Source organism: Pedococcus ginsenosidimutans (assembly GCF_039544395.1).
Taxonomy (GTDB): domain Bacteria; phylum Actinomycetota; class Actinomycetes; order Actinomycetales; family Dermatophilaceae; genus Pedococcus; species Pedococcus ginsenosidimutans.
Genome location: NZ_BAABLO010000004.1, coordinates 766855 through 792852, shown reverse-complemented (window position 1 = coordinate 792852; position 25998 = coordinate 766855). Strand labels below are relative to the sequence as shown.

24 protein-coding genes are annotated in these 25998 nt (G+C 73.6%); 14 read left to right on the top strand and 10 right to left on the bottom strand.

Going from position 1 to position 25998, the window contains the following annotated elements:
• Positions 1-56: 56 nt before the first annotated feature.
• A complete protein-coding gene (locus ABEA42_RS08505; protein ID WP_345502487.1) occupies positions 57-1589 on the bottom strand; it encodes a hypothetical protein in 1533 nt (510 codons plus the stop codon).
• Between the two features lie 129 nt (positions 1590-1718).
• Entirely contained in the window at positions 1719-3254 is a 1536-nt protein-coding gene (locus ABEA42_RS08500) for a DEAD/DEAH box helicase (protein WP_345502485.1), read from the bottom strand.
• Positions 3255-3462: 208 nt separating this feature from the next.
• On the opposite strand from ABEA42_RS08500, the gene ABEA42_RS08495 reads away from it, so the two are divergent.
• Complete coding sequence (locus ABEA42_RS08495; RefSeq protein ID WP_345502483.1) at positions 3463-4155, top strand: ferritin-like fold-containing protein; 693 nt, start codon at positions 3463-3465, stop codon at positions 4153-4155.
• Between the two features lie 66 nt (positions 4156-4221).
• On the opposite strand, the gene ABEA42_RS08490 is transcribed toward ABEA42_RS08495, so the two are convergent.
• From ABEA42_RS08490 to ABEA42_RS08480, 3 genes are all read right to left on the bottom strand, one after another.
• Entirely contained in the window at positions 4222-4500 is a 279-nt protein-coding gene (locus ABEA42_RS08490; RefSeq protein WP_056883416.1) for a GlsB/YeaQ/YmgE family stress response membrane protein, read from the bottom strand.
• A gap of 206 nt (positions 4501-4706) precedes the next feature.
• Positions 4707-4928, bottom strand: coding sequence for a DUF3107 domain-containing protein (locus tag ABEA42_RS08485; protein ID WP_345502481.1), 222 nt, complete (start codon positions 4926-4928; stop codon positions 4707-4709).
• Positions 4929-5026: 98 nt separating this feature from the next.
• A complete protein-coding gene (locus ABEA42_RS08480) occupies positions 5027-5683 on the bottom strand; it encodes a TetR/AcrR family transcriptional regulator (protein ID WP_345502479.1) in 657 nt (218 codons plus the stop codon).
• A 76-nt stretch (positions 5684-5759) separates the two neighbouring features.
• Here ABEA42_RS08480 and moeB point away from each other — a divergent pair, with 76 nt between their 5' ends.
• The 4 genes from moeB to ABEA42_RS08460 are packed head-to-tail and all read left to right on the top strand — an operon-like array spanning position 5760 to position 13931.
• On the top strand, positions 5760-6980 hold the full coding sequence (gene moeB, locus ABEA42_RS08475) for a molybdopterin-synthase adenylyltransferase MoeB (protein ID WP_345502478.1): 1221 nt from the start codon (positions 5760-5762) through the stop codon (positions 6978-6980).
• 3 nt (positions 6981-6983) lie between these two features.
• Positions 6984-7331 (top strand): MGMT family protein, encoded by a 348-nt coding sequence (locus ABEA42_RS08470; RefSeq protein ID WP_345502477.1) that lies wholly within the window; start codon positions 6984-6986, stop codon positions 7329-7331.
• 52 nt (positions 7332-7383) lie between these two features.
• A complete protein-coding gene (locus ABEA42_RS08465; protein ID WP_345502476.1) occupies positions 7384-10533 on the top strand; it encodes an ATP-dependent helicase in 3150 nt (1049 codons plus the stop codon).
• Positions 10530-13931, top strand: a complete 3402-nt coding sequence (locus ABEA42_RS08460) for an ATP-dependent helicase (protein WP_345502474.1) — start codon at positions 10530-10532, stop codon at positions 13929-13931. Before ABEA42_RS08465 ends, ABEA42_RS08460 begins: the two co-directional genes overlap by 4 nt.
• Here the strand turns inward: ABEA42_RS08460 and ABEA42_RS08455 are convergent.
• A complete protein-coding gene (locus tag ABEA42_RS08455; protein WP_345502472.1) occupies positions 13928-15349 on the bottom strand; it encodes a phosphotransferase in 1422 nt (473 codons plus the stop codon). The genes ABEA42_RS08460 and ABEA42_RS08455 overlap by 4 nt on opposite strands.
• A gap of 41 nt (positions 15350-15390) precedes the next feature.
• Between ABEA42_RS08455 and nudC the strand changes: the two genes are divergently transcribed.
• Entirely contained in the window at positions 15391-16335 is a 945-nt protein-coding gene (gene nudC / locus ABEA42_RS08450; RefSeq protein WP_345502471.1) for an NAD(+) diphosphatase, read from the top strand.
• Between the two features lie 117 nt (positions 16336-16452).
• Here the strand turns inward: nudC and ABEA42_RS08445 are convergent, their stop codons facing one another.
• Positions 16453-16716: a glutaredoxin domain-containing protein gene (locus ABEA42_RS08445; protein WP_345502470.1), complete on the bottom strand. Its 264-nt coding sequence runs from the start codon at positions 16714-16716 to the stop codon at positions 16453-16455.
• Positions 16717-16843: 127 nt separating this feature from the next.
• Between ABEA42_RS08445 and ABEA42_RS08440 the strand changes: the two genes are divergently transcribed.
• The 8 genes from ABEA42_RS08440 (at position 16844) to ABEA42_RS08405 (ending at position 23270) form a co-directional block, all read left to right on the top strand.
• Entirely contained in the window at positions 16844-17305 is a 462-nt protein-coding gene (locus ABEA42_RS08440; RefSeq protein WP_345502468.1) for a PPOX class F420-dependent oxidoreductase, read from the top strand.
• A gap of 73 nt (positions 17306-17378) precedes the next feature.
• Positions 17379-19550 carry an ATP-dependent DNA helicase UvrD2 gene (locus ABEA42_RS08435; protein ID WP_345502466.1) on the top strand — a complete coding sequence of 724 codons (2172 nt, stop codon included), beginning with the start codon at positions 17379-17381 and terminating at the stop codon, positions 19548-19550.
• Between the two features lie 137 nt (positions 19551-19687).
• The gene (locus ABEA42_RS08430) at positions 19688-19945 is read left to right on the top strand and encodes a hypothetical protein (RefSeq protein ID WP_345502464.1); all 258 of its coding nucleotides are present in this window, start codon (positions 19688-19690) and stop codon (positions 19943-19945) included.
• 236 nt (positions 19946-20181) lie between these two features.
• Complete coding sequence (locus ABEA42_RS08425) at positions 20182-20469, top strand: WhiB family transcriptional regulator (protein WP_056883430.1); 288 nt, start codon at positions 20182-20184, stop codon at positions 20467-20469.
• 146 nt (positions 20470-20615) lie between these two features.
• Entirely contained in the window at positions 20616-20747 is a 132-nt protein-coding gene (locus ABEA42_RS08420) for a hypothetical protein (protein WP_345502462.1), read from the top strand.
• A 101-nt stretch (positions 20748-20848) separates the two neighbouring features.
• The gene (locus ABEA42_RS08415) at positions 20849-22372 is read left to right on the top strand and encodes an alkaline phosphatase family protein (RefSeq protein WP_345502461.1); all 1524 of its coding nucleotides are present in this window, start codon (positions 20849-20851) and stop codon (positions 22370-22372) included.
• Positions 22373-22494: 122 nt separating this feature from the next.
• Positions 22495-23091, top strand: a complete 597-nt coding sequence (locus tag ABEA42_RS08410) for an HhH-GPD-type base excision DNA repair protein (RefSeq protein WP_345502459.1) — start codon at positions 22495-22497, stop codon at positions 23089-23091.
• 2 nt (positions 23092-23093) lie between these two features.
• Entirely contained in the window at positions 23094-23270 is a 177-nt protein-coding gene (locus tag ABEA42_RS08405; protein ID WP_345502457.1) for a hypothetical protein, read from the top strand.
• 12 nt (positions 23271-23282) lie between these two features.
• Here the strand turns inward: ABEA42_RS08405 and ABEA42_RS08400 are convergent, their stop codons facing one another.
• From ABEA42_RS08400 to ABEA42_RS08390, 3 genes are all read right to left on the bottom strand, one after another.
• Complete coding sequence (locus ABEA42_RS08400; protein ID WP_345502455.1) at positions 23283-24620, bottom strand: ABC1 kinase family protein; 1338 nt, start codon at positions 24618-24620, stop codon at positions 23283-23285.
• Positions 24617-25582, bottom strand: a complete 966-nt coding sequence (locus ABEA42_RS08395; RefSeq protein WP_345502453.1) for a hypothetical protein — start codon at positions 25580-25582, stop codon at positions 24617-24619. Before ABEA42_RS08395 ends, ABEA42_RS08400 begins: the two co-directional genes overlap by 4 nt.
• A gap of 184 nt (positions 25583-25766) precedes the next feature.
• On the bottom strand, positions 25767-25925 hold the full coding sequence (locus ABEA42_RS08390; protein WP_091788997.1) for a DUF5679 domain-containing protein: 159 nt from the start codon (positions 25923-25925) through the stop codon (positions 25767-25769).
• Positions 25926-25998 lie beyond the last annotated feature (73 nt).

The window sequence follows — 25998 nt, the reverse complement described above, 5'->3', positions numbered from 1 at the left end:
GCGTCAGCACCGGCCGAGGCCGGTCACCGTGGGGGAACCCGGGGTGACCGGCCTCGTCAGCGTCCGGAGCCCTCCCAGTACCGGAGGAGGGGCGTGACCATGGCCTCGGCGGCCTGCTCCTGCGCCCGCGTCCGCGTCCCCAGGGCGCCGACGTAGGGTGCAGCGCCCTCGTGCAGGTTGAACACCGCGGTCCGGTCGGTGCCGGCGATCGGCAGCAGCAGGACGAGGGCCGGGTGCGCCGACTCGAGGTCGGACCTCCTGGCGCGCACGACGTCGAGGACGGGTCGCCAGGCGGCCGTCCGCAGCGGGACCCGCACCAGCAGCGTCTGTGTGGTTGGCCGACGGTGCTCGGCGGGCTCCGCCCAGTGCACGCAGGTGGCGTCGGGTGCGGCAGCGAGGAGCAGCGCGAGGTAGCTCGCGGCGCGGGTCATCTGCGCGGGCGACCCGCTGTAGGCGAGGTTGAGCCCTCCACCCGGCCAGGTGGGGCAGTCGACCTCCGGGTCGGGCACGAGCGCGTCGTCACGGGCGTAGTCCGGCGCTGCCGGTGCGGTGTGGAGCTCGACGCGCTCGACGACCGGGGGCAGCGACACGAGCAGGCGCTCGAACGACACCCCGGCGCTGACGCGCAGGTCGGCGGTGAGGGGCCGGTCGTGCTCGCGGTCACCCGGGTCGATCCGCGCCGCCAGCACACCGGGCAGGCGGGAGAGCCGCCCGGCCGACGCCGACGCCCAGGCCCGTTCGTCCATGGGTATGGGTCCGCCCGGCCCCTCGACCAGCTGACCCAGCCGCGAGAGGCCGAACCCGGCGTGGTGCAGGGCGGCCGCGGTCGCTGCCGTGACGGGCGAGCCCGCCAGCCGGATCACGCTGTCCGCGAGCGACTGCCCGCTGCGGGAGACCAGGACCACGGGGTGGCTCGGGTCCTCCCTGACGGCGAGCGCGAAGGCACGGCCGGCGACGGGGGTGACGGCCGCGTGGGGCTCGACCCGCACCTCGTGCCCGACGTCGTCACGGGCCGCGACGGAGGCCGGACCGGTGACCCAGGACCCCGTTGCCTCCGGCAGGGCCCGCGCCAGGACGGTCGCGGCCCCGACGAGGTCGGAGCCGGCTCGCAGGGTCGCGGTGAACGGGGCCTCGCCGGAGCGGACGCGCAGGGACACCGAGACGACGCCCGGCAGGGTCCGGGCGGCACCCAGCACGCGCACCATGGTGGCGTTGGGCCCGGGGTGCGTCGTCACCAGCACGACGTCCGCACCCCTGCCCAGCTCCACGGTCGTGGTGGCCACGTCGGGGTGCTGCACGGCATACGCCTCGATGCCCGAGGCGAGGCGCTGCACGACGGGGGCGTCCACCGGGTCGGCGAGCTCGGCCCTCAGCGTCGGCTCGAACACTCGTGCCGCCGCAGGCCCCGAGGCCAGGGCCTGGTCCACCTCGCGCACGCTGGCGATGCCGGGCTGCGCCCTCAGCCAGGCGCGGAACCGCTCCTGCTCACTCGGCCGCAGCACGGCGACCGCCACCGCCGCGACCGCGACCACGGCCACGACGAGGACGGCCACGGTGCGGCGCACGGTCCACGGCGCGAGGTCCCCCACGCGGTGAGGATCGCACCCGCACGGCACCGTACGGAGCCGTCGTGACCGATTCGCAACGGGACCGGCCACCGCGGACAGGAGTCCGCGGTGGCCGGTGCGAGGCGTGGTGCGGGCCGGAGCCCGGCGGGGTCAGCCCTCCTGGCCGGCCGGGGTCGACCCGGTGGCGCCGCCACGGGTGCGGCGCCGGTTGCGGTTGCGACGGGGCTTGGTCGCCGCGTCGCCGTCCTTGGGGGCGGATTCGGGGCGGCGCTCGCCACGACCGGCGTCACGCCCACCGTCACGGCCGCCACCGCTGCGGCCACCGTCCCGGCCGGACCGGCCGCCACCGGCGGGACGACGCCCGCTGGACTTGCCGGTCTCGCCGAGGTCCTCGAGCACCTCGGCGTCGAGCCCGGCCAGCTTCTGCTCCGACCTGGGCAGGCGGCCCTTGGCGGTGCGCGGGATGTCGAGCTGCTCGTAGAGGTGGTCGGAGGAGGAGTAGGTCTCCTCGGGCTCGGGGATGCCGAGGTCGAGGGTCTTGTTGATCAGGCCCCAGCGCGGCATGTCGTCCCAGTCGACGAACGTGACCGCGATGCCGGTGTTGCCCGCACGCGCCGTGCGACCGATGCGGTGCAGGTAGGTCTTCTCGTCCTCGGGGCACTGGTAGTTGATGACGTGCGTGACGTTGTCGACGTCGATGCCGCGGGCCGCCACGTCGGTGGCGACGAGGATGTCGACCTTGCCGTTGCGGAACGCCCGCAGCGCCTGCTCGCGGGCCCCCTGGCCGAGGTCGCCGTGGATGGCGGCGGCGGCGAAGCCGCGGTCGACGAGCTCGTCGGCGACCTTGGCGGCCGTCCGCTTGGTGCGGCTGAAGATGATGGTCAGGCCACGGCCCTCCGCCTGGAGCATGCGGGCGAGCATCTCGACCTTGTCCATGGCGTGCGCGCGGTAGACGAACTGCTCGACCGCCTTGACGGTGTGGGCGTTCTCCTGGTCGTCGCCCATCGCGCGGATGTGCGTGGGCTGGCTCATGTAACGGCGGGCCAGGGCCACGACCGCGCCGGGCATGGTGGCCGAGAACAGCATGGTCTGGCGCGAGCCGGGGGTCATCGCGAGGAGCTTCTCGACGTCGGGCAGGAAGCCGAGGTCGAGCATCTCGTCGGCCTCGTCGAGCACGACGGACTTCACGTGGGACAGGTCGAGGTGTCCCTGCTTGGCGAGGTCGATCAGGCGGCCCGGCGTGCCGACCACGATCTCGACCCCGTTGCGCAGCGCCTCGATCTGGGGCTCGTAGGCTCGGCCGCCGTAGACGGTGAGGACGCGGATGCCACGGCGCTTGCCGGCCCGCTCGAGGTCGCCGGCCACCTGGACGGCCAGCTCGCGGGTGGGGGCGACGGCAAGGGCCTGCGGCTTGCCGGCGTGCGGCATGCCCTCCCAGGCGGCGTCGCCGCGCGCGACGGTGCGGTTGAGCATGGGGACGCCGAAGCCCAGCGTCTTGCCCGTACCGGTCTTGGCCTGGCCGATGATGTCGTGGCCGGACAGCGCCACGGGCAGGGTCATCGCCTGGATGGGGAAGGGGGAGGTGATGCCGGCGTCGGTGAGTGACGCGACGATGTCGGGGTGGACGTCGAAGTCGGCGAAGCTGGGGGTTGCGGGCGCAGCAGCGTCCGTCGTGGTCTCGGTCATGGAGTTCTCTCGATCGGGGCGCTCCCTTGAGTGGGAGGCCGACGCGCAGCGGGCCGATCGGAGGTCTTCGTCAATGCTCGTCGAGCGGGGCGCGGAGGGTCTCCGCGGCTGATTCGTGCCGACCGGGCACCTTTGACGAGGCCCAGACTACCGCCGTGGTCCGGTTTCGCCCGCATCGACCGCACCTCGCGCCGTTAGGGTGACGACCATGACGCAGGACGACTGGCTCGCCGACCCGCAGTACCGCGAGGCGGTTGCTGACCTGCTGGGCGCGCTCGCGTACGGCGAGCTCACCGCCTTCACGCGCCTCGCCGGCGACTCCGAGCTCTCTCCCACCCAGCCGCTCAAGGCCGCCGTCGCGGGCCTCGCAGTGGCCGAGTTCCGCCACTACGAGATGATCGTCGCCCGGCTGGAGGCCATGGGCGTGGCCCCGGAGACGGCCATGGCCCCGTTCATCCCCGCCGTCGACGCGTTCCACGAGCGCACCCGGCCGAGCACCTGGCTCGAGGGGCTCGTCAAGGCGTACGTGGGCGACGGCATCGCCACCGACTTCTACCGCGAGGTGGCTGCCTACGTGGACCCCTCCACCCGCGAGCTGGTCAACTCGGCCATGCAGGACGTGGGCCAGGCCGACTTCGTGGTCAAGGTGGTCCGCGAGGCGATCCGCACCGACCCGCGTGTCGCCGGCCGCCTCGCGCTGTGGGGACGGCGGCTGGTGGGCGAGGCCCTGTCGCAGGCCCAGCAGGTGGCCGTCGAGCGGGACGCGCTGGCGTCCCTGCTCGTGGGGGGAGTGGGCGGCCCGCACCGGCCGAGCGCCGACCTCGCCGAGCTCGGGCGCATGTTCGCCCGCCTCACCGACGAGCACACGCGGCGCATGGGGCGCCTCGGCCTCGCCGCCTGAGCCCGTCCCCGGACGCGCGAGAGGCCCGGTCCACCAGGACCGGGCCTCTCGGCTGTCAGGCTGAGGTCAGACGTGGGTCGCGCCCCGGCGACCGGTCATGCGCTCGTAGATCACGATGAAGACGGCTGCCAGCACGACGCCGGCCAGGAACGGGATGATCTTGAACCCGCCGTTCGAGTTGTTGTAGCCGAGCTGGTAGACGAGCCAGGACCCCACCAGGGAGCCGAGGATCCCCAGGATGATGGTCACCAGCACCGAGATGTTCTGCTTGCCGGGAAGCACCAGTCGCGCCAAGGCTCCAATGATGAGGCCAGCGATGATGGCCCCGATGATCGTTCCAATCATCGTTCACTCCTTCTGCACGTGATGAGCTGTGCTGTTGTCGAGACCGCGGTGCGGTCCTCACGCAAGTACTCAACACGTTCCAGCGGGGCGGCGCACGTTGGACGAGGGAGTGTCGAGGTCACGGCTCGGGAACGATTCTCCCGCGTTTGCGCAGGTCAGCGGCCTGCGATAAGGAGGATCCCGAGGGCGGCCCCGTGGGCGTGCCGTCAGACGCCGAAGCCGACGCCCCGCTTCTCGGACTCGCCGATCTGGACGTAGCCGAGGGCGGCGGCGGGGACGATGACCTGCCGGCCCTTGTCGTCGGTGAGCGTGAGGACGGCGCCCTCGCCGAGCGAGGCGCTCACTGCCGCAGTGACCTCGGCCGCCGTCTGGTTCGACTCGATGACGACCTCGCGGGAGACGTTCTGCACGCCGATCCTGACCTCCACGGTGGTGCCTTCCTGTTCTGGGGTGACCGGCCGCGGTGCGGTGGTCGGTGATGGGGATGCGCACGCGCCGTACCCGGCCGTGCGGTCTGTCGACAAGGCTAACGAGCCGCCTCGGTGGAACCTTCCCCGCCCACCTTGGGGAACGAGCCGAGCCCGCGCCACGCGAGCGTGCCCACGAGGCGGGCGGCCTCGTCCTTGGGCACGTCGGACCCCTGGGCGAGCCAGTGGCGGGCGCTGACCTGCGCGAGGCCGGTGAGCGCCATGCCGAGCAGCGAGGCGTCCTCGTCCGGGAGGCTGGTGTCCTCGGCGATCACCTCGGCCACCGCCTCGGCGCAGACGAGGCCGACCGCGTCGAGGCGGTTGCGGACCGCCGACTCGTTGGTGAGGTCGGACTCGAAGATCAGGCGGAACGCCGCGCCGTCACGCGACACGAAGTCGAAGTAGGCGGCGATGGAGGCGTAGACGCGCTCCTTGTTGTCGTGGGTCGAGGCGAGGGCCTCGCGCACGAGCATCTCGAGGGCCTCGCTGTGCTTGTCGAGGAGGGCGAGGTAGAGCTCGAGCTTGCCGGGGAAGTGCTGGTAGAGAACGGGTTTGGAGACACCCGCCCGGTCGGCGATGTCGTCCATGGCCGCCGCGTGGTAGCCGGACTCGACGAACGCGGCCTGCGCGGCCTCGAGCAGCTGGGCCCGCCGGGCGGACCGGGGCATCCGCTGGCCCCTGGCCGTGTCGGTGCCGGTGTCGGCGCGAAGCGACATGCGTCCCTCTCTCGTGGCTGGACCACCACCCTGCGGAGGTGTCGGTGACATCGTACGCACGGGTAACGTGAGTCACATGGGGATCCCACCGCTGGTCGCTCCCGGCCCCGAGCTCACGGTCGAGCAGAAGGCCCGCTACGCCAGGCACATCCTGCTCCCCGACATCGGGCTCGAGGGCCAGCGGCGGCTGTCCAACGCCCGGGTCCTCGTCGTCGGCGCCGGGGGTCTGGGCTCGCCCGCCCTGCTCTACCTCGCGGCGGCCGGGGTCGGCACGATCGGCATCGTCGACGACGACGTGGTGGACGCCTCGAACCTCCAGCGGCAGGTCGTCCACGGTGTCGCCGACGTCGGGCGCCCCAAGACCGAGTCGGCGGCCGAGAGCATCGCCGCGGTCAACCCACTCGTGACCGTCGTGCGCCACGACGTGCGCCTCACCGCGGACAACGCCCTCGAGCTGATGGCCGACTACGACGTCGTGCTCGACGGCGCCGACAACTTCGCCACCCGCTACCTCGTCAACGACGCCTGCGTGCTGCTCGGCCTGCCCCACGTCTGGGGCTCGATCTACCGCTTCGACGGGCAGGTGTCGGTGTGGTTCGCCGGGCACGGGCCCTGCTACCGGTGCGTGTTCCCCGAGCCGCCACCCCCGGACGCGGTGCCCTCGTGCGCCACCGGCGGGGTGCTGGGCGTGCTCTGCGCGGCCGTGGGCTCGGTCCAGGTCGCCGAGGCCGTCAAGCTGGTCGTCGGTCGTGGCGAGCCCCTGGTCGGGCGGCTGCTCGTGCACGACGCCCTGCGCCAGACCTGGGACACCCTGAAGGTCCGCGCCAACCCCGAGTGCCCGGTCTGCGGGGAGTCGCCCACCGTCACCGCGCTGGTCGACTACGAGGAGCTCTGCGGCATCGGCGGCGGCGCGGTCACGGGCACGGACACGGCCGGGTCCGCAGCATCCCCGGGGCCGGCGTTCGCCGAGGTGTCCGCCAGCGAGCTGGCACGGCTCCTCCAGGCACGTGAACGGGGCGAGGCGCGGTTCGAGCTCGTCGACGTCCGGGAGGCGGGGGAGCGCGACATCGTGTCGATCCCGGGCTCGCGGGCGGTGCACCTCGACGCCTTCCGTGCCGGCACCGCCGAGCAGGAGCTGCCGGACGGCGTACCCGTCGTGGTGCTCTGCAAGTCCGGGGTGCGGTCCGCCGAGGCGGCCGGCCTGCTCGCGGCCCGCGGCCACGACGACGTCCGCAACCTCACCGGCGGGGTGCTCGCCTGGGTGCGCGACGTCGACCCCAGCCTGCCGGTGTACTGAGCAGTGGTCACCGACGCCACGGGCTTCGGCCCGCCGAGCGAGTTCGCCGACGACGTCCTCGAGGTGGTCGACCAGATCCCCGAGGGCATGGTCATGACGTACGGCGACATCGCCGAGGTCCTCGGGCGCGGGGGCCCACGCGGGGTGGGCAGCGTGATGGCGCGGTACGGGTCCGACGTGCCGTGGTGGCGCGTGCTCAGGTCCGGCGGGTGGTTCCCGCAGGGCCTGGAGGACGAGGCGCTCGCGCACTACCGGGAGGAGGGGACGCCCCTCGTGGGAGGTGCGCTCGACGGCAGGCGCGTCGACCTGGCGGTGGCCCGCTGGAAGGACGCCCGGCGACCGACCGCGTGACGCGCCGAGGCGGCTCGCCCCGGTGTCGGCGCGAGGTGATGGAATCAGGACCGTGCTGACCCTGCGCCGTGCCCCGAGCCTCGTCGTCGACGCCCCTGCGCTCGACGACGTGCAGCAGCAGGCCGTGGCGCACCGTGGCGGCGTCCTGCGCGTGCTCGGCGGCCCCGGCACGGGCAAGACCACCACCGCGATCGAGACCGTCGTGGCGCGGGTGGCCTCGGGGGAGGTCACCCCTGACCAGTGCCTCGTCCTCACGTCCTCGCGCGTGGGTGCCGGGAGCCTGCGGGAACGCGTCACCGCCCGCCTCGGGCGCACGTCCACCGAGCCGCTCGCGCGCACGCACCAGGCCTTCGGGTTCGGCATCCTGCGCCAGGCGGCGGCGCTGCGGGGTGACCCGGCGCCCAGGCTGCTGAGCGGACCCGAGCAGGACGTCATCCTCCGCGAGCTGCTCGCGGGCCACGCAGCGGGCGACACGAGGGCACCGGACTGGCCGGAGCGGGTCCACGCCGCCCTCGGCACCCGCGGCTTCCGCAACGAGCTGCGTGACCTGCTCATGCGTGCCGTGGAGCTCGACCTCGAGCCCCACGACCTCGCCCGATGGGGCCGGGAGCGCGACCGGCCCGAGTGGGTGGCCGCGGCCTCGGTCCTCGCGGAGTACGACGAGGTGACCGCGTTGTCGGCGCCCGGCGCGTACGACCCGGCGTGGATCCTCGGCGCAGCGGCCGACCTGCTCGTCGAGGACCCCGACGCGCTCGCGAGGCTGCGCGACGGGCTGCGCCTCGTGGTGGTCGACGACGCCCAGGAGCTCACCTCCGCGGGCGCCAGGCTGCTGCAGACGGTCGTGGGGCCCGGCATCGACGTGGTGCTCCTCGGTGACCCCGACAGCGCCGTCCAGACCTTCCGGGGAGCCGACCCCCGCTACCTCGCCGACGGGTGGACCGAGCTGGGGTCGGGACCGACCCTGTTCCTGCCCACGTCACACCGCCTGTCCGCTGCCGTCCACGAGGCGGCCGCAAGGGTGGCGCCGAAGATCGGGGCCCTCGGGGGTGGCGCCCAGCGCGCGGCCGTGGCCGGTCGCCCCGGCGGGCAGGTCGAGGTGCGGCTCCTGCGCGCGGTGAGCCAGGAGGCGAGCTGCGTGGCGGCCGAGCTGCGGGAGGCCCACCTGCGCCACGGCGTGCCGTGGTCGCAGATGGCCGTGGTCGTGCGCGGCCAGGGGCGCACGTCCACCCTGCGCCGGGTCCTGATGGCGTCCGGTGTCCCGGTCGCCGGCTCGGCCACCGACCTGCCGGTGCGCGACGAGGTGGCCGTCCGGCCCCTCCTCGCGCTGCTCGGCGTGGTCCTCGACCTGGCCCGCGGCGTCGAGGACGCCCTCACGCCCGAGGTCGCCGTCGACACCCTCCTCTCGCCGGTCGGCGGAGCGGACGCGGTGGGCCTGCGCCGGCTCCGGCGCGCCCTGCGCCGCCGCGAGCTCGAGGGCGGCGGCGGCCGCACCAGCGACGAGCTGCTCGCCGAGGCGCTGTGCCTGCCCGGCGCGCTCATCGAGCTGGGGCCCGAGGCCAACCCCGCGCGGCGGGTCGCGCGCACCATCGCCGCCGGGGTCAGCGCGGCCAAGGGCGGCCTCGAGGGCTCCTCCTGGCGCTGGGACACCGGGGTCAGCGCGGAGTCGGTCCTGTGGGAGATGTGGGCGGCCACCGGGCTGGCGCGGGAGTGGCAGGCCGCTGCGCTCTCGGGTGGGCAGGCGTCGGCACGGGCCGACCGCGACCTCGACGCCGTGGTGGGCCTCTTCGACGCCGCGGCCAAGTTCGTCGACCGGCTGCCGCAGGCCGGTCCGGAGGAGTTCCTCACCCACATCGGCAGCCAGGACATCCCCGGCGACACGCTCGTCGCCCGTTCACCCGTCGGCGAGTCGGTGACCATCACCACGCCCCAGGCCGCGGCAGGCCGCGAGTGGCAGTTCGTCGTGGTCGCCGGCGTCCAGGAGGGCGTGTGGCCCGACCTGAGGCTCCGCGGCTCGCTGCTGGGCTCGGAGCACCTCGTGGACGTGGTGTCGGGGAGGTCGACCACCTTCCGCGCTGCGCAGTCGGCCGTGCGCTACGACGAGACCCGGCTCTTCCTCGTCGCCCTCACCCGGGCGAGCGAGCGGGTGCTCGTCACCGCGGTCCGCAGCGACGACGAGCAGCCGTCGGTCTACCTCGACGTCGTCGACCCGGAGACCATTGCCGAGCAGGGCGACCGGCCCTTCGCCGAGGTGGCCCGCACGATGACGCTGCCCACCCTCGTGGGCCAGCTGCGCCGCCAGCTGCTCGACCCCGACCCCGTCGAGCGCGACACCGCGGTGGCGGCGCTGGCGCGGCTCACCCACGAGCGGGTGCCCGGGGCCGACCCGGCCGAGTGGTGGGTCATGCGGTCGGTGACCGACGACCGGCCGTTGCGCACCGCCGACGAGCAGGTGGGGGTGTCACCGAGCAAGGTGGAGTCGTTCGGCAAGTGCGGCCTGCGCTGGCTGTTCAGCTCGGTCGGTGGTGACGGCCCCTCGGTCGGTGCTGCGGACATCGGCACGCTCGTGCACAGCATCGCCCACGACCTCGGCGACGCCGACGCCGAGCGGATGGTCGCCGAGGTGGACGCCCGGTGGGGGCGCCTCGGGCTGCCCGCCGGGTGGGTCTCGGACCGCAAGCGCACCGAGGCGCACGAGATGGTCCGCCGGCTCGGTCGCTACTTCCGCGAGGCAGAGGCCGCGGGATGGACCCGGCTCGGGGCCGAGCTGGACATGCGGGTGGTCCTGGGCCGAGCCGTCCTCACCGGCCAGGTCGACCGCCTCGAGCGGACCCCGGACGGCCAGGGGTTGAGGGTGGTCGACTACAAGACCGGCAGCAGCAAGCCGCGCAACGACGAGCTCGCCCGCCATCCCCAGCTCGGCGCCTACCAGCTGGGGGTCGAGCATGGGGCGTTCCCCGAGCACGGGACGACCACCGCCGGGGCGGCGCTGCTGCAGGTCGGCAAGGGAGCCCTGGTCAAGACGACCCTGCAGACGCAGCCACCCCTCAGCGAGGACGAGGACCCCCAGTGGGCGGCCGAGCTCGTGGGCTCGACCGCCGAGGGCATGGCGGCCTCGACGTTCCACGCGACCGTCGGCGAGTGGTGCACCCAGTGCCAGGTACGCAGCTCCTGTCCCGTCCAGCCCGAGGGGAGGGTGCTGTGAGCACCCCCCAGCAGGAACGTCCGCGGCTCTCGGCAAAGGAGATCGCGCTGGCCCTCGGCCAGCCCGAGCCCACCGAGCAGCAGGTCCGGGTCATCGAGGCCCCGCTCTCGCCGCTGCTCGTGGTGGCCGGCGCCGGGTCCGGCAAGACCGAGACGATGACGGGCCGCGTGGTGTGGCTGGTGGCCAACGGACTCGTCGAGCCCGACCAGGTCCTCGGCCTGACCTTCACCCGCAAGGCGGCCACCGAGCTGTCCGAGCGCATCGGCGCGCGCCTGCGCCTGCTGCAGTCGCGCGACGTGTGGCACCCGCGCACCGATGACGAGGAGACCGGGGCCGAGGTGCTCGGCGGCACCCCCACGGTGTCCACCTACCACTCGTACGCGGGCCGGCTGGTGCGCGAGCACGCGCTGCGGCTGGGCTACGAGTCGGAGTCGCGCCTCCTCTCGGAGGCTGCGGCCTGGCAGTACGCCTCCGAGGTGGTGTCCGCCTACGACGGGCCGATGGACCACGTGCCCAACGCCGAGTCGACGGTGACCGCGGCCGTCGTCGACCTCGCCGGCGAGATGGCCGAGCACCTGGTCACCCCGGCACAGGTGCGTGACCACCTCGAGGTGGTGCTGGCCTCCCTGGCCGCCCTGCCGCCGGGGGCCAGCCGCGCCAAGGACCTGCCGGGGGAGGCGAAGAAGATGCGCGACGCGCTGCGGGCGCGGGCCGGGGTGCTGCCGATGGTGGAGCGCTACCTCGACCTCAAGCGCAAGCGTGACGCGATGGACTTCGCCGACCAGATGGCCCTCGCGGCCCGGCTGGCCCTGACGTTCCCCGACATCGGTGCCATCGAGCGCCAGCGCTTCGGTGCCGTCCTCCTCGACGAGTTCCAGGACACCTCGGCCGCCCAGCTCGAGCTGCTGCGGTCGCTGTTCGTCGCGGCGGGGGAGCCCGTCCCCGTCACCGCCGTCGGTGACCCGCACCAGTCCATCTACGGGTGGCGCGGCGCGAGTGCCACCACGCTCAGCGCGTTCCGTGAGGTGTTCCGCGACGGCGGGGCTCCTGCCCCTGTCAAGCAGCTGTCGACCAGCTGGCGCAACGACGTCGCGGTCCTCGACGTCGCCAACGCCGTGGCCGCTCCACTTCGGGCCGGCTCGGCGGTCCCGGTGCTGGAGCTGTCGGCCCGCGCCGGTTCCGGTCCAGGCCGGGTGAGCGCGGCCCGCGTGGTCACCGCTGCCGAGGAGGCGGCCCTGGTGGCGGCCTGGTTGCACGAGCGCCGTGCCCAGGGCGCCTCGTCGGCTGCCGTCCTCTGCCGCAAGCGGTCGCAGTTCGCGCTGGTCATCGACGCCCTGGAGACCCAGGGGGTGCCCTACGAGGTGGTGGGCCTCGGCGGGCTCCTGCTGACCCCCGAGGTCGAGGACATCACCTCGCTGCTGCACGTCGTCCACGACCCGACCCGCGGCGACCAGCTCCTGCGCCTGCTCACTGGTCCGCTCTGCCGACTCGGTGCGGCTGACCTCGACGGGCTCATGGCGTGGGCGCGCCACCAGCAGGAGCTGCGCCTCGGCGCAGCACGGCGCGCCGCTGGCGACGTGGACGGGGAGTCGGCTGACGCCGCCGACGACGACACACCGCCGGAGCCGGTCGACCAGGCCCCCGACAGCACTGACCGCGTCAGCATCGTCGAGGCCGTCGACGAGCTGCCGCCGCCGGGGTGGCGCAGCCGTGACGGCCGCACGGTCAGCGACGTCGCCCTCGGTCGGCTCGTGGGCCTGCAGCAGGCCATCCGCCGGCTGAGGTCCCTGAGCAGCCTGCCCCTGGCCGACCTCGTCGGCGAGGCCGAGCGGGTGCTCGGCCTCGACATCGAGGTCCTCGCCCGGGAGGGCTACACGCCGACCGCGGCCCGCGCCCACCTCGACGCCTTCGCCGACGTCGCCGCGAGCTTCACCGTCAGCGCCGACCGCCCCAACCTCGGTGGCTTCCTCGCCTGGCTCGCCGCGGCGCTGAAGGAGGAGCGCGGGCTCGACAAGGGCTACATCGAGGCCTCAACCGATGCCGTGCAGGTCCTCACCATCCACGCCGCCAAGGGACTGGAGTGGGACGCGGTCGCCGTGCCCGGCCTCGTGGAGGGCACGTTCCCGGCCCTGTCCTCCGCGGTCAGCCGCGTCGTCGACGACGAGTGGGCCGTGCCGACCCCCAAGGCGCGCGGCTGGGTCGCCGGCCTCCAGGACGGCGGGATCCCCTACGCGCTGCGGGGCGACGCCCACGGGCTGCCCGTCCTGGACTGGGCCGCTGCCGAGGACTGGAAGGACATCGACGCCCGGGTGGAGGCGTTCCTGCACGCCGGAGGCGAGCACGCGGTCGCGGAGGAGCGCAGGCTGGCCTACGTCGCGTTCACCCGCGCGAAGACCGACATGCTGCTCACGGCCCCGGTCTGGACCGACGGGAAGACGCCCAAGGTGACCTCGCGCTTCCTGCAGGAGGCGCTGGGCGGGGAGGACCTCGACGTGCAGGTGCTGGAGTGGGCCGACATGCCCGATCCCCTCGAGCCCGACCGCGCCGAGAACCCCGCAGCGGCCGAGGTCGTCTCGGTGCAGTGGCCTGCCGACCCGCTCGCCGAGCGCCGTCTGGCGCTGGCCGACGGAGCCGCAGCCGTGCGCCGCGCGATCGACGAGCACGACGCCCGGACGGCGCAGTCCGACGGTCCGCTGGAGCAGGGGGTCCTCCCGCTGCCCGGTGAGCGGCTCTCGGTCCTCGAGGAGCTGGACCTGCTGCTGGAGGAACGGCGCCGGCTCGCGGCCCGCGGCGACGTCACCGTCCTGCTGCCCCGGCACCTGTCCGCCTCGGCCGTGGTGTCCCTGGCCCAGGACCCGCAGCGGTTCGCCTCGACCCTGCGGCGGCCGATGCCCGAGCCCCCCGCGCTCGCGGCCCGGCGAGGTACCGCTTTCCACGCGTGGGTCGAGCAGCACTTCGCCAAGGCGGCGATGGTCGACATCCTCGACCTGCCGGGCAGCGCAGACGACGACCCCGGCGACGACGCCGAGCTGCCGCTGATGAAGGAGCACTTCCTGGCCAGCGAGTGGGCCACCCGCACCCCGACGGAGATCGAGATCGCGGTCGAGACCGTCATCGACGGCATCGCGGTGCGTGGCCGCATCGACGCGGTGTTCCCCCGTCCGGGTGGAGGCTTCACCGTCGTGGACTGGAAGACCGGGGCCAAGCCGTCCGGGGAGGTGGCACGGGCCCGGGCGCTGCAGCTGGCTGCCTACCGCGTGGCCTTCGCCAGGCTGCGCGGACTCGACCTCGACGAGGTCGACGCCGCGTTCTACTACGCCGGGTCGGGGGAGACGGTGTTCCCCGAGCTCCCGGACGACCGCGACATCGCCGAGCTCCTCGCGGCGGTCCCGGACTAGGAGCGGGAGTAGCCGGGCTCGAACTCGGGGCCGGGGTCCTCGCCGTCGCCGTCGCCGTCGACGTCGTCGTCGTCGTCGTCGAACTGCACCGGACGGCTCGGGCCGGTGTGGCTGGCTCCGGCTGTCGGCGGCGTCACCGGGATCTCGGTGGTGGAGTCGTCGCGGGGCTCGTGGCGGGCCACCCGCTCGTCGTCGTCGACGACCTCGGAGTCCGCTGGCTCCGCGAGGTCGGCGTCGTGGTGCGACTCCGGCTCGTCCCCGTCGTCCGGCTCCGGCTGGGCAACCGGCTCCTGGGCCTCAGGGTGGAGCTCGGCGTCCGGCTGGGCGTCCGGCCCCTCCAGGTCGTCCTCGCCGGCCGTGGGGGCGAACATCACCGCGACGTCCTCGTCCTCCTCCTCGGAGTCCTCGACGACGACCGGGGGGACCACGACGGGCACGGGACGGCGCGCCGGGGTCGGCTCGGTGTGGCGGTAGTCGTGGGCCGCCTCCTCCCGCTCGTGGACCTCCTGCTCGAGCCGGCGCAGGGTGGCTGCGTGCCGCTCGACGAGGAGGCGGTCGCCACCGCTGACCGCGGCGAGCAGGGCAGACAGGACGCGCATCTCCGCGACGAGCCGGGCCCGGGTCAGCAGGTGGGGGTCGGGACGCTCGGAGCGGGCGTGGGCGTAGGCCTCCATGAGCGTCTCGATGGCCGGCTCGGACGCCTGGGTCGCGAGGGCGGAGAAGTCGTCGGCGGGGTCGGCGACCTTGGCGTCCTCCCAGCCTGTGAGGGCCCTGACGCGACCGGTGGAGGCGTCCTGGTCGTCCTCGAACACGACCAGCACCTGGTCGCCGGTGAGGTCACCGTGCGTCGGGGTGGGCGCGAACCGCCACAGCGCCACGTCCTCCAGCTGCTTCTCCCAGCGCGCGAGCAGCCCGGTCGGCACGTGCCCGGTGGCTGCCGCGCGGTCAAGCTCGGTGAGCCGGCGGGTGCGGTAGGTGTCCGCGTCGTACGCCGGCAGCCCCGCCTCCTCGAACAGCCCGTGGTCGGCGTTGTGTAGGGCGGCGATCGCGCGCCCGAGCTCGGCGGCCAGGCCGGGACCGGCGGGCAGTGCGCCGAAGTCGATGTTCTGGCCCGGCAGGAAGGGGTAGATCGCGGCGCGACCGCCCTCCTTCAGCGGGGCGAAGCCCTTGGGGGTGGGCACGCTGAAGGGCAGCCTGCGGGCGAGGAGGCCGAGCAGCCCGAAGGTGGACTCCATCTGGGCGGCAGCAGCCTGGGTGCGTGGCACCCGCACCACCCAGCGCCGGTGCTGGGTGTCCTGGACGAACGCCACGTCGTACTGGTGGTCAGGGGTGCCCGGCAGCGCCTCGACGCTCGCGGGGTCCAGGCCCGGCACGGCGGCACTGGCCAGTGCGGCGAGGAAGAGGGGGCTGCGGTCCACGCGCCCACCGTATGCCGAGAGGGCGCACCTAGGGTGGAGGCGTGGGCTCCTTCGCCAAAACTCTCCCGACTCTGCCTTTCGCCCAGCCCGGGCTCGACCGGTCGGCGGAGCTGCGCACCGACCCCGGCCTGCTGGCGGACCTCCTGGCGACGCCGACGACCCGCGTGCTCGAGCTGCACGGGGACCGGGTCGCCGTCCGGGAGGAGGTAGGCGCCCGCAGCGTCGAGGTGCGGCTGTCCCTGCGGGCGCCCGAGCCCGGTGACACCGACCGGCTGGCGCTCTTCCTCGGCGTCGACGAGCGCGACACGGCATACGTCACCGTGGTGCTCGACGCCCCCGAGGACGCGGACGGACCGGGCGGCGAGGGCACCGCCGGGCTGCGCACCCTGCGCCAGGTCGGGGCCGACCTCGAGGCCCTCGACGCCACCGTGTTCACGACCTCCCTGGCGCTGGCCAACTGGCACCGCGCGCACCCGTTCTGCCCGCGCTGCGGTGCCCCCACCGAACCGGCCCAGGGCGGCTGGCTGCGCCGGTGCACCGCTGAGGGGAGCGAGCACTACCCGCGCACCGACGTGGCCGTGATCATGTCCGTCGTCGACCAGGACGACCGGCTGCTGCTGGCTCGTGGCGCGGGCTGGGGCGAGGGCCGCTTCTCCGTCCTCGCGGGGTTCCTCGAGCCCGGGGAGAGCCTGCCCGTGGCGGTCGCCCGGGAGGTCCGTGAGGAGGTGGGCCTGGAGGTCACGGACGTCGAGTACCTCGGTGACCAGCCGTGGCCCTTCCCGACCTCCCTGATGGTGGGGTTCACGGCCCGGGCCGTCGGGGTCGACCTCGTGCTCCAGGACTCCGAGATCGCCGAGGCGCGCTGGTTCACCCGTGACGAGCTCCGGGCCGCTGTTGCCGACGGCCGGCTCGCGATGTCGGGGCGGCTGTCGATCTCCCGACGGCTGCTCGAGCACTGGTTGGGCCACGAGGTCGACGCGCCGTGACGGCGCGCCGGTGAGGCGCCGCCAGTGAGGGGCCTGCCCCCGACGCGTGGCCCCGGACGGCGCGAAGCCGCCCGCACCCGGCTGGGTGGGGCGGCTTCGGCGGTCGAGGGCGCCTCGTCAGGAGGCGAGGCGCTTCTTGACCTCGTTGATCGACGGGTTGGTGGCCGCGGTGCCGTCGGGGAACAGCAGCGTGGGGACGGTCTGGTTGCCGCCGTTGACGTCCATCACGAACTTCACCGCGTCGGCCTCGTCCTCGATGTTGACCTCGGTGAACGCGATGCCCTCACGGCCCATCTGCGCCTTGAGGCGGTTGCAGTACCCGCACCACGACGTGGTGAACATGGTCACGGAACCGGGGGCCGGAGCCTTCGGGGTCGACATCGGGCAGCACTCGCTCTCTGGAGGGAACAGGGTCAGTCGGGGCCTGGTGGTGGCCCAGAGGGGTCAACACCGCGGCGGGCCTCGGTCTTCCGCTGCGCCGGTGTGACGTCCGTGACCATGATGACCCATGCCCGAACCCGAACCCGTGACCGAACCCCGCTTCGACCCCGCGCTCCTGCGGCTCGCCGCCTCACGCAACCTCGCGGCCCTCGCCGCCCTCAAGCGTGGCGGCCGCCCCCAGCTGTCCATGGTCAACTACGCGCTCGCGGTGGAGCGTGACACCGTGACGGCCAGGATCTCCGTCGTCGACGGCCGCGCCAAGGTCGCCAACCTGCGCCGCGACCCGCGCGCCTCGCTGCTCGTGACCTCCCCGGACGGCTGGTCGTACGCCGTGCTCGAGGGGGAGGCGGAGCTGTCACCCGTCGCGAAGGCGCAGGACGACCCGACCGTGGAGGAGCTCGTCGAGCTGTACCGCACCATCCGTGGCGAGGACCACCCGGACTGGGACGACTACCGGCGGGCGATGGTGGCCGACCACCGGCTGGTCCTGAAGGTGCACGTCCACAAGGTGTACGGCCTGGCCCAGTGACGCCGAGGGGCCGTCCCACGAGCTGGGGACACGCATACCTCGCCGTCAGCGGGGTCTGACAGGATCGCGGGCGATGTCCTCCACACCCGCACCGCCGTCCGCCGACGAGATCCTCGCCGCCCTCGACCCCGAGCAGCGCGAGGTCGCAGCCCACCCGCTCGGCCCGATGTGCGTGCTGGCGGGGGCCGGAACGGGCAAGACGCGGGCCATCACCCACCGCATCGCGTACGGCGTCCACTCGGGCGCCTACCAGCCGCAGCGCGTGCTCGCGGTCACCTTCACGGCCAGGGCTGCGGGCGAGATGCGCACCCGCCTGCGCGACCTCGGAGTCGCCGGCGTGCAGGCCCGCACCTTCCACGCCGCCGCCCTGCGCCAGCTGCACTACTTCTGGCCGCAGGCCATCGGTGGCGCAGCACCGGAGGTCATGCCGCAGAAGGCGGCCGCCGTGGCGCAGGCCGCGGCGTCCCTGCGCCTCGACCTCGCCCGCGACCGCACGGCCATCCGCGACCTGGCGGCCGAGGTGGAGTGGGCCAAGGTCTCCATGCTCACCCCCGAGACGTATGCCGCCGGCGCACGCGCCGCCCGCCGCGAGCCGCCCGGCCTCGACGCCACGGCCATGGCGCGGGTCCTGGAGGCGTACGAGCAGGTCAAGACCCAGCGTGGCGTCATCGACTTCGAGGACGTCCTGCTGCTGACCGTGGGGATCCTCTCCGAGCGGGAGGACATCGCCCGGGCGGTGCGGGCGCAGTACCGGCACTTCGTCGTCGACGAGTACCAGGACGTCAACGCGCTGCAGCAGCGTCTCCTCGAGCTCTGGGTGGGCGAGCGACCCGACCTGTGCGTCGTCGGTGACCCGGCGCAGACCATCTACTCGTTCACCGGGGCCAGCCCTCGCCACCTGCTCGAGTTCCCCACCACGCACCCCAAGGCGCAGGTGGTGCGGCTCGTGCGCAACTACCGCTCGACGCCGCAGATCGTCGGGCTCGCCAACCTCGTGGTCCGCGGTCCCTCCGGTGCCATGCGCAGCAACGCCGTCACCCTCCAGGCGCAGGCCGGTGACGGCCCCATGCCCTCGCTGACCGCCCACCCGGACGACCCGGCGGAGGCCGCTGCAGTGGCGGGCGAGATCGCCGACCGCGTGGCCAAGGGCGTGTCCCCGGGTGACATGGCGGTGCTGTTCCGCACCAACGGCCAGTCGGAGGCCTTCGAGGCAGCGCTCGCCGAGCGTGACATCCCGTACCTCGTGCGTGGAGGGGAGCGGTTCTTCGCCCGCAGGGAGGTCCGCGACGCCATCCTGCTCGTGCGCGGCGCCGCCCGCTCCGACGACGGCTCGATCCCGCTGCCGGACCTCGTGCGGGACGTGCTGCTCGGCGCCGGGTGGACCCGCGAGGCCCCCAACGCCGGCGGCGCCGCGCGTGAGCGCTGGGAGTCGCTGGCCGCCCTTGCCGCCCTCGCCGACGACCTGGTCGTGGCCTCGCCGGAGGCCCGCCTGCCCGACTTCGTCCGCGAGCTCGACGAGCGCGCGGCCGCCCAGCACGCGCCGGCCGTCCAGGGCGTGACCCTGGCCTCGCTGCACGCCGCCAAGGGCCTGGAGTGGGACGTCGTGTTCCTCGCTGGGGTCTCCGACGGCTACCTGCCCATCACCATGGCCGACACCCCGGAGGCCATCGAGGAGGAGCGCCGGCTCGCGTACGTCGGCGTCACCCGTGCCCGTCGCGAGCTCCGCCTGTCCTGGGCCGGGGCTCGCACGCCGGGCGCGCGGGCCAGCCGCCGACCGTCGCGCTTCCTCGACGGCGCGGCGAGCATCCTGGGCGAGGGCGCCCGGTCGCAGCCCAAGAGCTCCTCGGGGCGCCGCGGGGGTTCGGCGGGCAGGCCCGGCAAGCCCGTGCTACCCGCGCACTGCCGCTCGTGCGGCACGGAGCTGACCACCGCGGCGCAGCGCAAGACCGGCCGCTGCGACGACTGTCCGCCCACCTACTCCGAGGCCGTGTTCGAGCGGCTGCGCGAGTGGCGCCTGGCCGTGGCCAAGCAGTCCAGCGTGCCGGCCTACGTCGTGTTCACGGACGCGACGCTCACCGCGATCGCCGAGCGGGAGCCCTCGTCCGAGGGCGAGCTGGCGCAGATCTCCGGAGTCGGGGCCCGCAAGCTGGGTCTCTACGGCGCGCAGGTGCTCGCGCTGATCGGCGGGTCATCGGCGGAGGAAGTTCTCGAAAACCGTTCGGCTGCAACAGAATCCGGCAACTGATCCCGCCTTGGCGAATTCTTTGCCGAATTTCTCGTTAAATGCGTTGCTGCCCTCGCGCACGCTGCTCTACCCTTGACGAGCACGCCCGGTGGGAACACCGACCGGGCCCCACGACACCGCGAAGGAGGGTTGGCCCCATGGAGAACATCACGATGACGATCGACGCGACGCACATGTCCCGCGTCCGTTCCGTGTGCCCCGAGGCCGCCCACGTCGTCCTCGCAGGCACCCGTGGACCGGTTGCCCAGGGGACCGCTGTGTCCGCCTCCGTCGCCATCCGTGTCATCGCCGATGCCCAGCTCCCGATGTTCTACGTCGACGGTTTCGGCGCCGGCAATGGCACCACCACCACCAAGGATCTCGCGTTCCGTCCCTTCGGAGAGCCGCCTGTCTAGGCCACCAGCCAGCAGGCCCCTCCGAGGCCGCGGAACCCGATATCCGGGATCCGCGGCCTTTCTGTTTGTCCAGACAGATTTCTTCCGCACCAGACCTGCAGGGAGAAGCACCACCGAATGAAGCACGACACCACCCAAGAGAAGGCGCCGGCCCCCGACCGGGGAACCACCGGCGAGAACGAGACGAACACCACTGCCACCACCGTGGCGGGACGACGAGAGGGAGGTGACACCCGATGCAGTTGAGCGCACTCCACGACCTGAACGAGCAGGCCGCGACGGCAGGCGACGGCATCCCGTGTCGAGAGAACGACGCCGAGATGTGGTTCGCCGAGAGCCCGGCCGACGTCGAGTTCGCGAAGTCGCTGTGCCACACGTGCCCGGCCCGGATGGCCTGCCTCGCAGGTGCCATCGACCGTGCCGAGCCGTGGGGCGTCTGGGGAGGCGAGCTCTTCGTCCAGGGAGTCGTCGTCGCCCGGAAGCGGCCCCGCGGCCGTCCGCGCAAGAACCCGGTCGCCGCATGAGCGTCTCCGTCGTGACCGCCACCCCGATCGCGGGGGTGCCTGAGGGGGCTCCCGTGGACCCGGCAGTCGATGCCGGGTCCACGGGACGGCACCTCGGCCGCCCGCACACCACCACCGTCCACCACCGCACCACCAGGAGCTCAACCATGTTCCAGGCCTTGTACGCCGACCTGGCGCGCGCCCATCGCACGCGCCGCCAGCGGGAGTACCAGCGCCGGCTCGAGGCACAGACGCAGCACGACATGCTGCTGGCCATGCCTCGCATGCTGGCCCGGTGACCCCCCGCCCCGAACCCGTCGGGACCCCCGTGTTGAGGTGGTCCCGGCGGGTTCTTCCATGCCAGGGCAGTGCGGGGTAGGGCACCGCCTAGGCTCGCGCCATGTCCCGTGAGGCCGTGGTGGCAGCCCTGACCGTCCCCGAGCTCGCCCCCGTCGTGGACCTCGTCGTCTGGGTGGAGGACGGGGTCGCCGTTGCAGCCAACCACGTCGGCCGGGTGCGGCTGCACCTCGACGGCAGGCACGAGGTCGTGTCGGGCCAGGACCCGGTGGCCTCGACGGATCCGATGGCCTTCCTGCCGTACGCCGCCGAGCTCGGGGCGCCGGGCCCCCGCGTCTCCACCGACAACGCCTACCCGTATGCCGCGCGCCGGATCCTCTCGGCGTTCGCCGACGCCGACCGCAGCCCCGACCTCGCCGTCGTCCACACTCCCCGGCACTTCTTCCCTGACGAAGGTGGCCACCGTGGCGAGCACGGGTCGCTGGATGTCATCCAGTCCCGTGCGCCCCTCGTGATGGCCGGTCCCGGCGTCCGGCAGCTCGGCCCCGTCGACGACCACGCCCGACTCGTCGACGTCGGCCCCACGCTCGCCGTCCTCTGCGGGGTCCCGGAGACGGACCTGGTCGACGGCAGGGGTGAGCCGCTCGACGGCGCCCCGCTCGCGCAGTACCTCCAGCTCCCACCCGCCCCGGCCGGCGGGTCCACGGGCGGATCCACGGGTGGGGCCGTGGGGGTGCCCAAGAAGGTCGTCGGCATCCTCTGGGACGGTGCCCACTGCGGTGACCTGCTCGCCATGGCCGAGGCGGGTGAGCTGCCCGGTGTCGCCTGGCTCCTGGAGCGGGGGCTGGCCCTGCGCGGGGGAGCGGTGGCGGAGTTCCCGAGCGTGACCCTCACCAACCACACCTCGATCCTCACCGGGGTCGGCCCGGGAAGGCACGGCGTGCTGGGCAACGTGTTCTACGACCGCGCCACCGGAGAGCGCGTCGTGCCCAACGACGCCGCCACCTGGCACCGCAGCGCGGAGTGGCTGAGGTCCGGAGTCCGCACGGTCTTCGAGATGGTGAACGACCATGTGCCGCAACAGAACTCGCCGAGAACGGCCAGCATCGACGAGGCCATCGACCGTGGCGCCGACTACGGCACCATGGCACTGCTGCGCGAGGCCGGTGGCTTCCAGGCCGCCGCCGACGGCATGGGTGACCTCATGCCCGACCCGGCGAGCTCGGTCTTCCTGCAGCACCCCGAGCACCTCGACGACAGCTACTTCCACTGGGGGATGCAGGTCGACGACCTCGGCCTGCAGCAGCTGCTCCAGCTGTGGGAGGACGCCGAGTCGGCGCCGGTGCTGACCTGGTGGGCGAACGTCGTCACCGACGCAGGGCACCACGGCGGCGGCCCGCGCTCGGCGATGGCCCGCGACTCCCTGCGCCAGAGCGACGCGAGGCTCGTGGCGTTCCTCGACCACCTCGAGACGCTGGGCGTGCGCGACGAGGTCACCTTCCTGCTCACCGCCGACCACGGGTTCGAGGCCGCCGACCCGGGCGTCACGGGTTCGTGGACCCCGGCGCTCGACGCGCTGGGGATCCCGTACCGCGACGAGGGCCCGGGCTTCGTCTACCTCCTCTGACACCCGACTTCGTCTACCTCCTCTGACACCCCCGACTTCTTGCCCGGTCGGCACCGTTTGGGGCCGCTCGCGGCCTCGAAACGGTGCACGCCGGGCAAGAAGTCGGGAATAGGCTGGACGCCATGGCCACGCAGATCCGCATCGCCCAGGACGAGGCCGCCGACGCGGTGCTCAGCTCCGACCCGTTCGCCCTCCTGGTCGGCATGCTGCTGGACCAGCAGTACCCCATGGAGCACGCGTTCCGCGGGCCGTCGAAGATCCTCGAGCGGTTCGGCACGCTGTCACCGCAGGCGATCGCCGAGGCCGAGCCCGAGGCGTTCGCCGACCTCTGCTCCACCCCGCCGGCCATCCACCGTTACGGCAGGTCCATGGCCGGGCGGGTGCAGCAGCTCGCGGTCGTCGTCCGTGACGAGTACGGCGGCCGGGCCGAGACGATCTGGCAGGACGCCGAGGACGCCCGGGACCTCCTCGCCCGGCTGAGGGCGCTGCCCGGGTTCGGCGACCAGAAGGCACGCATCTTCGCCGCCCTTGTGGGCAAGCAGCTCGACGTGCGCCCGGCCGGCTGGCAGGAGGCGGTCGGCCCGTACGCCGAAGACGGCTCGTACCGGTCGGTGGCCGACGTCGTCGACGCCGAGTCGCTCGCGAAGGTGCGCGAGTTCAAGCAGGCGGCGAAGGCCGAGCTCAAGGCCAAGGCTGCTGCGGCGAAGGCGAAGGCCTGATCGTGCCCAAGGTGGCCCCGGTCTGCGCCATCTGCGGCAAGGTCGCGGCCGACCCGGCGCTGGCCGCCATCACCTGGGCCCGGGGCACCGAGAACGGCCGGGACGTGTGGACCTGCGACCGGTGCAGCCGGGAGCACCTGCGCAGCATCGAGGGAAAGCTCGACAGCGCCTGGTGGTGAGGCCGGGACGGCTCAGTCGAGGGGCGGCGGCAGGGTGTGCAGCTTGAGCCCGGGCATGTGCTCGATGACGATGTCGCGGGCGGGGATGGTGCCGTTCAGCTGGCACAGCACCCCGATGCCCCCGAGCCACACGCGGTGGATGAGCAGGTAGGACGGCGGCAGGTTGAGCTTCATGCCGACGAGGAACTCCGGCCTGCGGACGTCGTTGACGTGCGCGGCGACGCTGCGCAGCCACGGCCGGCTGAAGGTGAACTCCTCGTGCATGAGCGGGTCGATGAACGGCTGCAGGTAGTCGAGCAGGGCGTGGGCGTCCAGCGACATGGTCGGCTTGATGAACCCCTCGGAACGCAGCCCGGCCTCGAGGGCAGGAGCGTCGCCGCAAAGGGCGGCGGCCGCCAGCGTGCCCATCGCCGACGGGAGGCCGTGGGGCAGGCGGTTGACGGCGCCGTAGTCGATGACCCCGAGGCGGCCGTCCTCCAGGAGGCGGAAGTTGCCCGGGTGGGGGTCGGCGTGGAGCAGCCCGGCTCGCGCCGGTCCCACGAGCAGGAACTCCATGTAGCGCTGCGAGGCGGCGTTGCGCTGCTCGGGCGTGCCCTTGGCGACGATGGTCGACAAGGGGGTGCCGCCCATCCACTCCGAGACGATCACGTGCTCGCTGTTGACCAGCACCTCCGGCACAGCGAAGTGCGGGTCGTCGCGGAAGACCTTGGCGAACCTGCGCTGGTTGGAGGCCTCGAGGTTGTAGTCGAGCTCCTCGGACATGCGCGACTTGAGCTCGTCGGTGATCGGCTTGATGTCCATGCCAGGGATCCAGCCCCCGGCCAGGCGGGCCACCCGGGCGAGCTGGTTGAGGTCGGACAGCAGCGCCTTGCCGGCGCCCGGGTACTGGATCTTGACCGCCACCTCCCGACCGTCGCGCCACACCGCCCGGTGGACCTGCCCGATCGAGGCCGCCGCTGCGGGGGAGTCGTCGAAGGACTGGAACTTCGCCGAGCGCCAGCGGGGGCCGAGCTCCTCGGCGAGGACGGCGTGCACGGTGGCGGCGGGCAGCGGGGGTGCCGCCTCCTGCAGCTTGGTGAGCGTGGCCCGGTACGGCGCGGCCATCTCCTCGGGCAGGGCCGCCTCCATGACCGACATGGCCTGCCCGAACTTCATCGCTCCGCCCTTGAGCTCGCCGAGCACGGTGAACAGCTGCTGGGCGGTGCGGGCCTGGAGCTCAGCGGCCACCAGCTCGGCCGGCTTGCCACCGACGCGCTTGCCGAGGCCGACCGCGGTGCGCCCGGCGAACCCGAGGGGCAGGCTGGCCAGGCGGGCCGTGCGGCTGACGGCGCGACGCGGGAGCTCGTTCATCCAGCCATTCTCACCTGTCGCGGGGGAGTTGCATCGCCGGGTGGGTCCGAGGTCGTCCGTACGGCGCACCCGCACCGGGGGTGGACCTCCCACTGGCGCTGCCTCACGCGCGGCCACGGGAGCCCCACCTCGAGGGACCGGCCCACCGGGAGCGGCTGCCCGTCGAGCACGCCGAGGACCACCATGGCGGCCATCGCCGAGGCCACCCCGACCAGGGAGGCCTCGCCGCCGACGTCCCGCCCCGGGCCCACCGTGGGGCGGGTGAGCTGGCCGAGCAGGGCCGGCCAGGCCGGGTCGAGGTCGGCCCTCGCGAGGTCCAGGCAGCGCAGGCACGGTCCTCCGGGCGCCGAGAGCGGCCCGACCACCGCCTCGACCTCGTGCATGACCAACGGGAGGACCGGCACGGCGTGCCGCAGCCAGGGCTGTGCGCTGGCGGGGTCGAGGGCGCCGGACGCCACGAGCACGACCACGTCCGGCACCCCGGTGGGCGCGTGCTCCCAGTCGTCGGCCGCCCGGGCGCCCTGGGACACGCGGGAGACCCCGGCCCGGCGCAGCGCCGAGGCGACCGCGCTCGGCACCTCCCCGCGGCCCGAGACGAGCACGTGCGCGGCGTGGCGGCGCACCAGCGCGCCGTACCCGGCCTCGGGAGGGGAGCTCGTGCGCAGCAGGGCGTCGGACTCCGGCGAGAGGACCGCGCGAGTCGACGGCGGCAGGGCCTGCGGGCCGGTCGCGTCGACGACCAGGCCGCGCGAGACCAGGTGGTCGAGCAGGACGCGCCCGGACGCGCTGGTCAGGGCCTGCGGCAGCTCGTGGGTGCCGTCGAGCGCCTCAAGGGCTGCGACCTGTGCGGGCGTGAGGCCCACGACCACCGCCCCGCGCTCCGCGTCGGTGCCGAACTGCACCTGGCCGGTGCCGCGGCGCAGCACGGGCCAGACGGTCTTGAGCAGTGGGCCTCGGGTCACCCGCGCCAACCTGCCACAGCCACGGGCACGCCCCGGCCGCTCATCCACAGGGGCTTCCCACGCCGTACCCATCTCGTCCCGGCGTCCGGTCAGGGCCTGACCGGGCCCGGTGACGTCGGGGGACGCAGCGAGGGGCGGACCCGACCGTGTGGTCGGGTCCGCCCCTCGTCGATGGCGGCCTGCGTCAGGCCTTGCCGAGAATGCGGTTGAGGTTGGTCCCGCAGACGGGGCAGACGCCCTTGGCCATGCGGCGGCCGTTCGTCTCCACGACACGGCCCTCGGCCTCGCGCTTCTCCTTGCACTTCACGCAGTAGAACTCGCCCTTGTAGGTCTCTTCAGCCATCGCCATGTCTCCTTGTCGATCTCGGCGCACGCTGCGCCGTCGGACTTCGGCCACCGTAGACCATGCTGAGCAC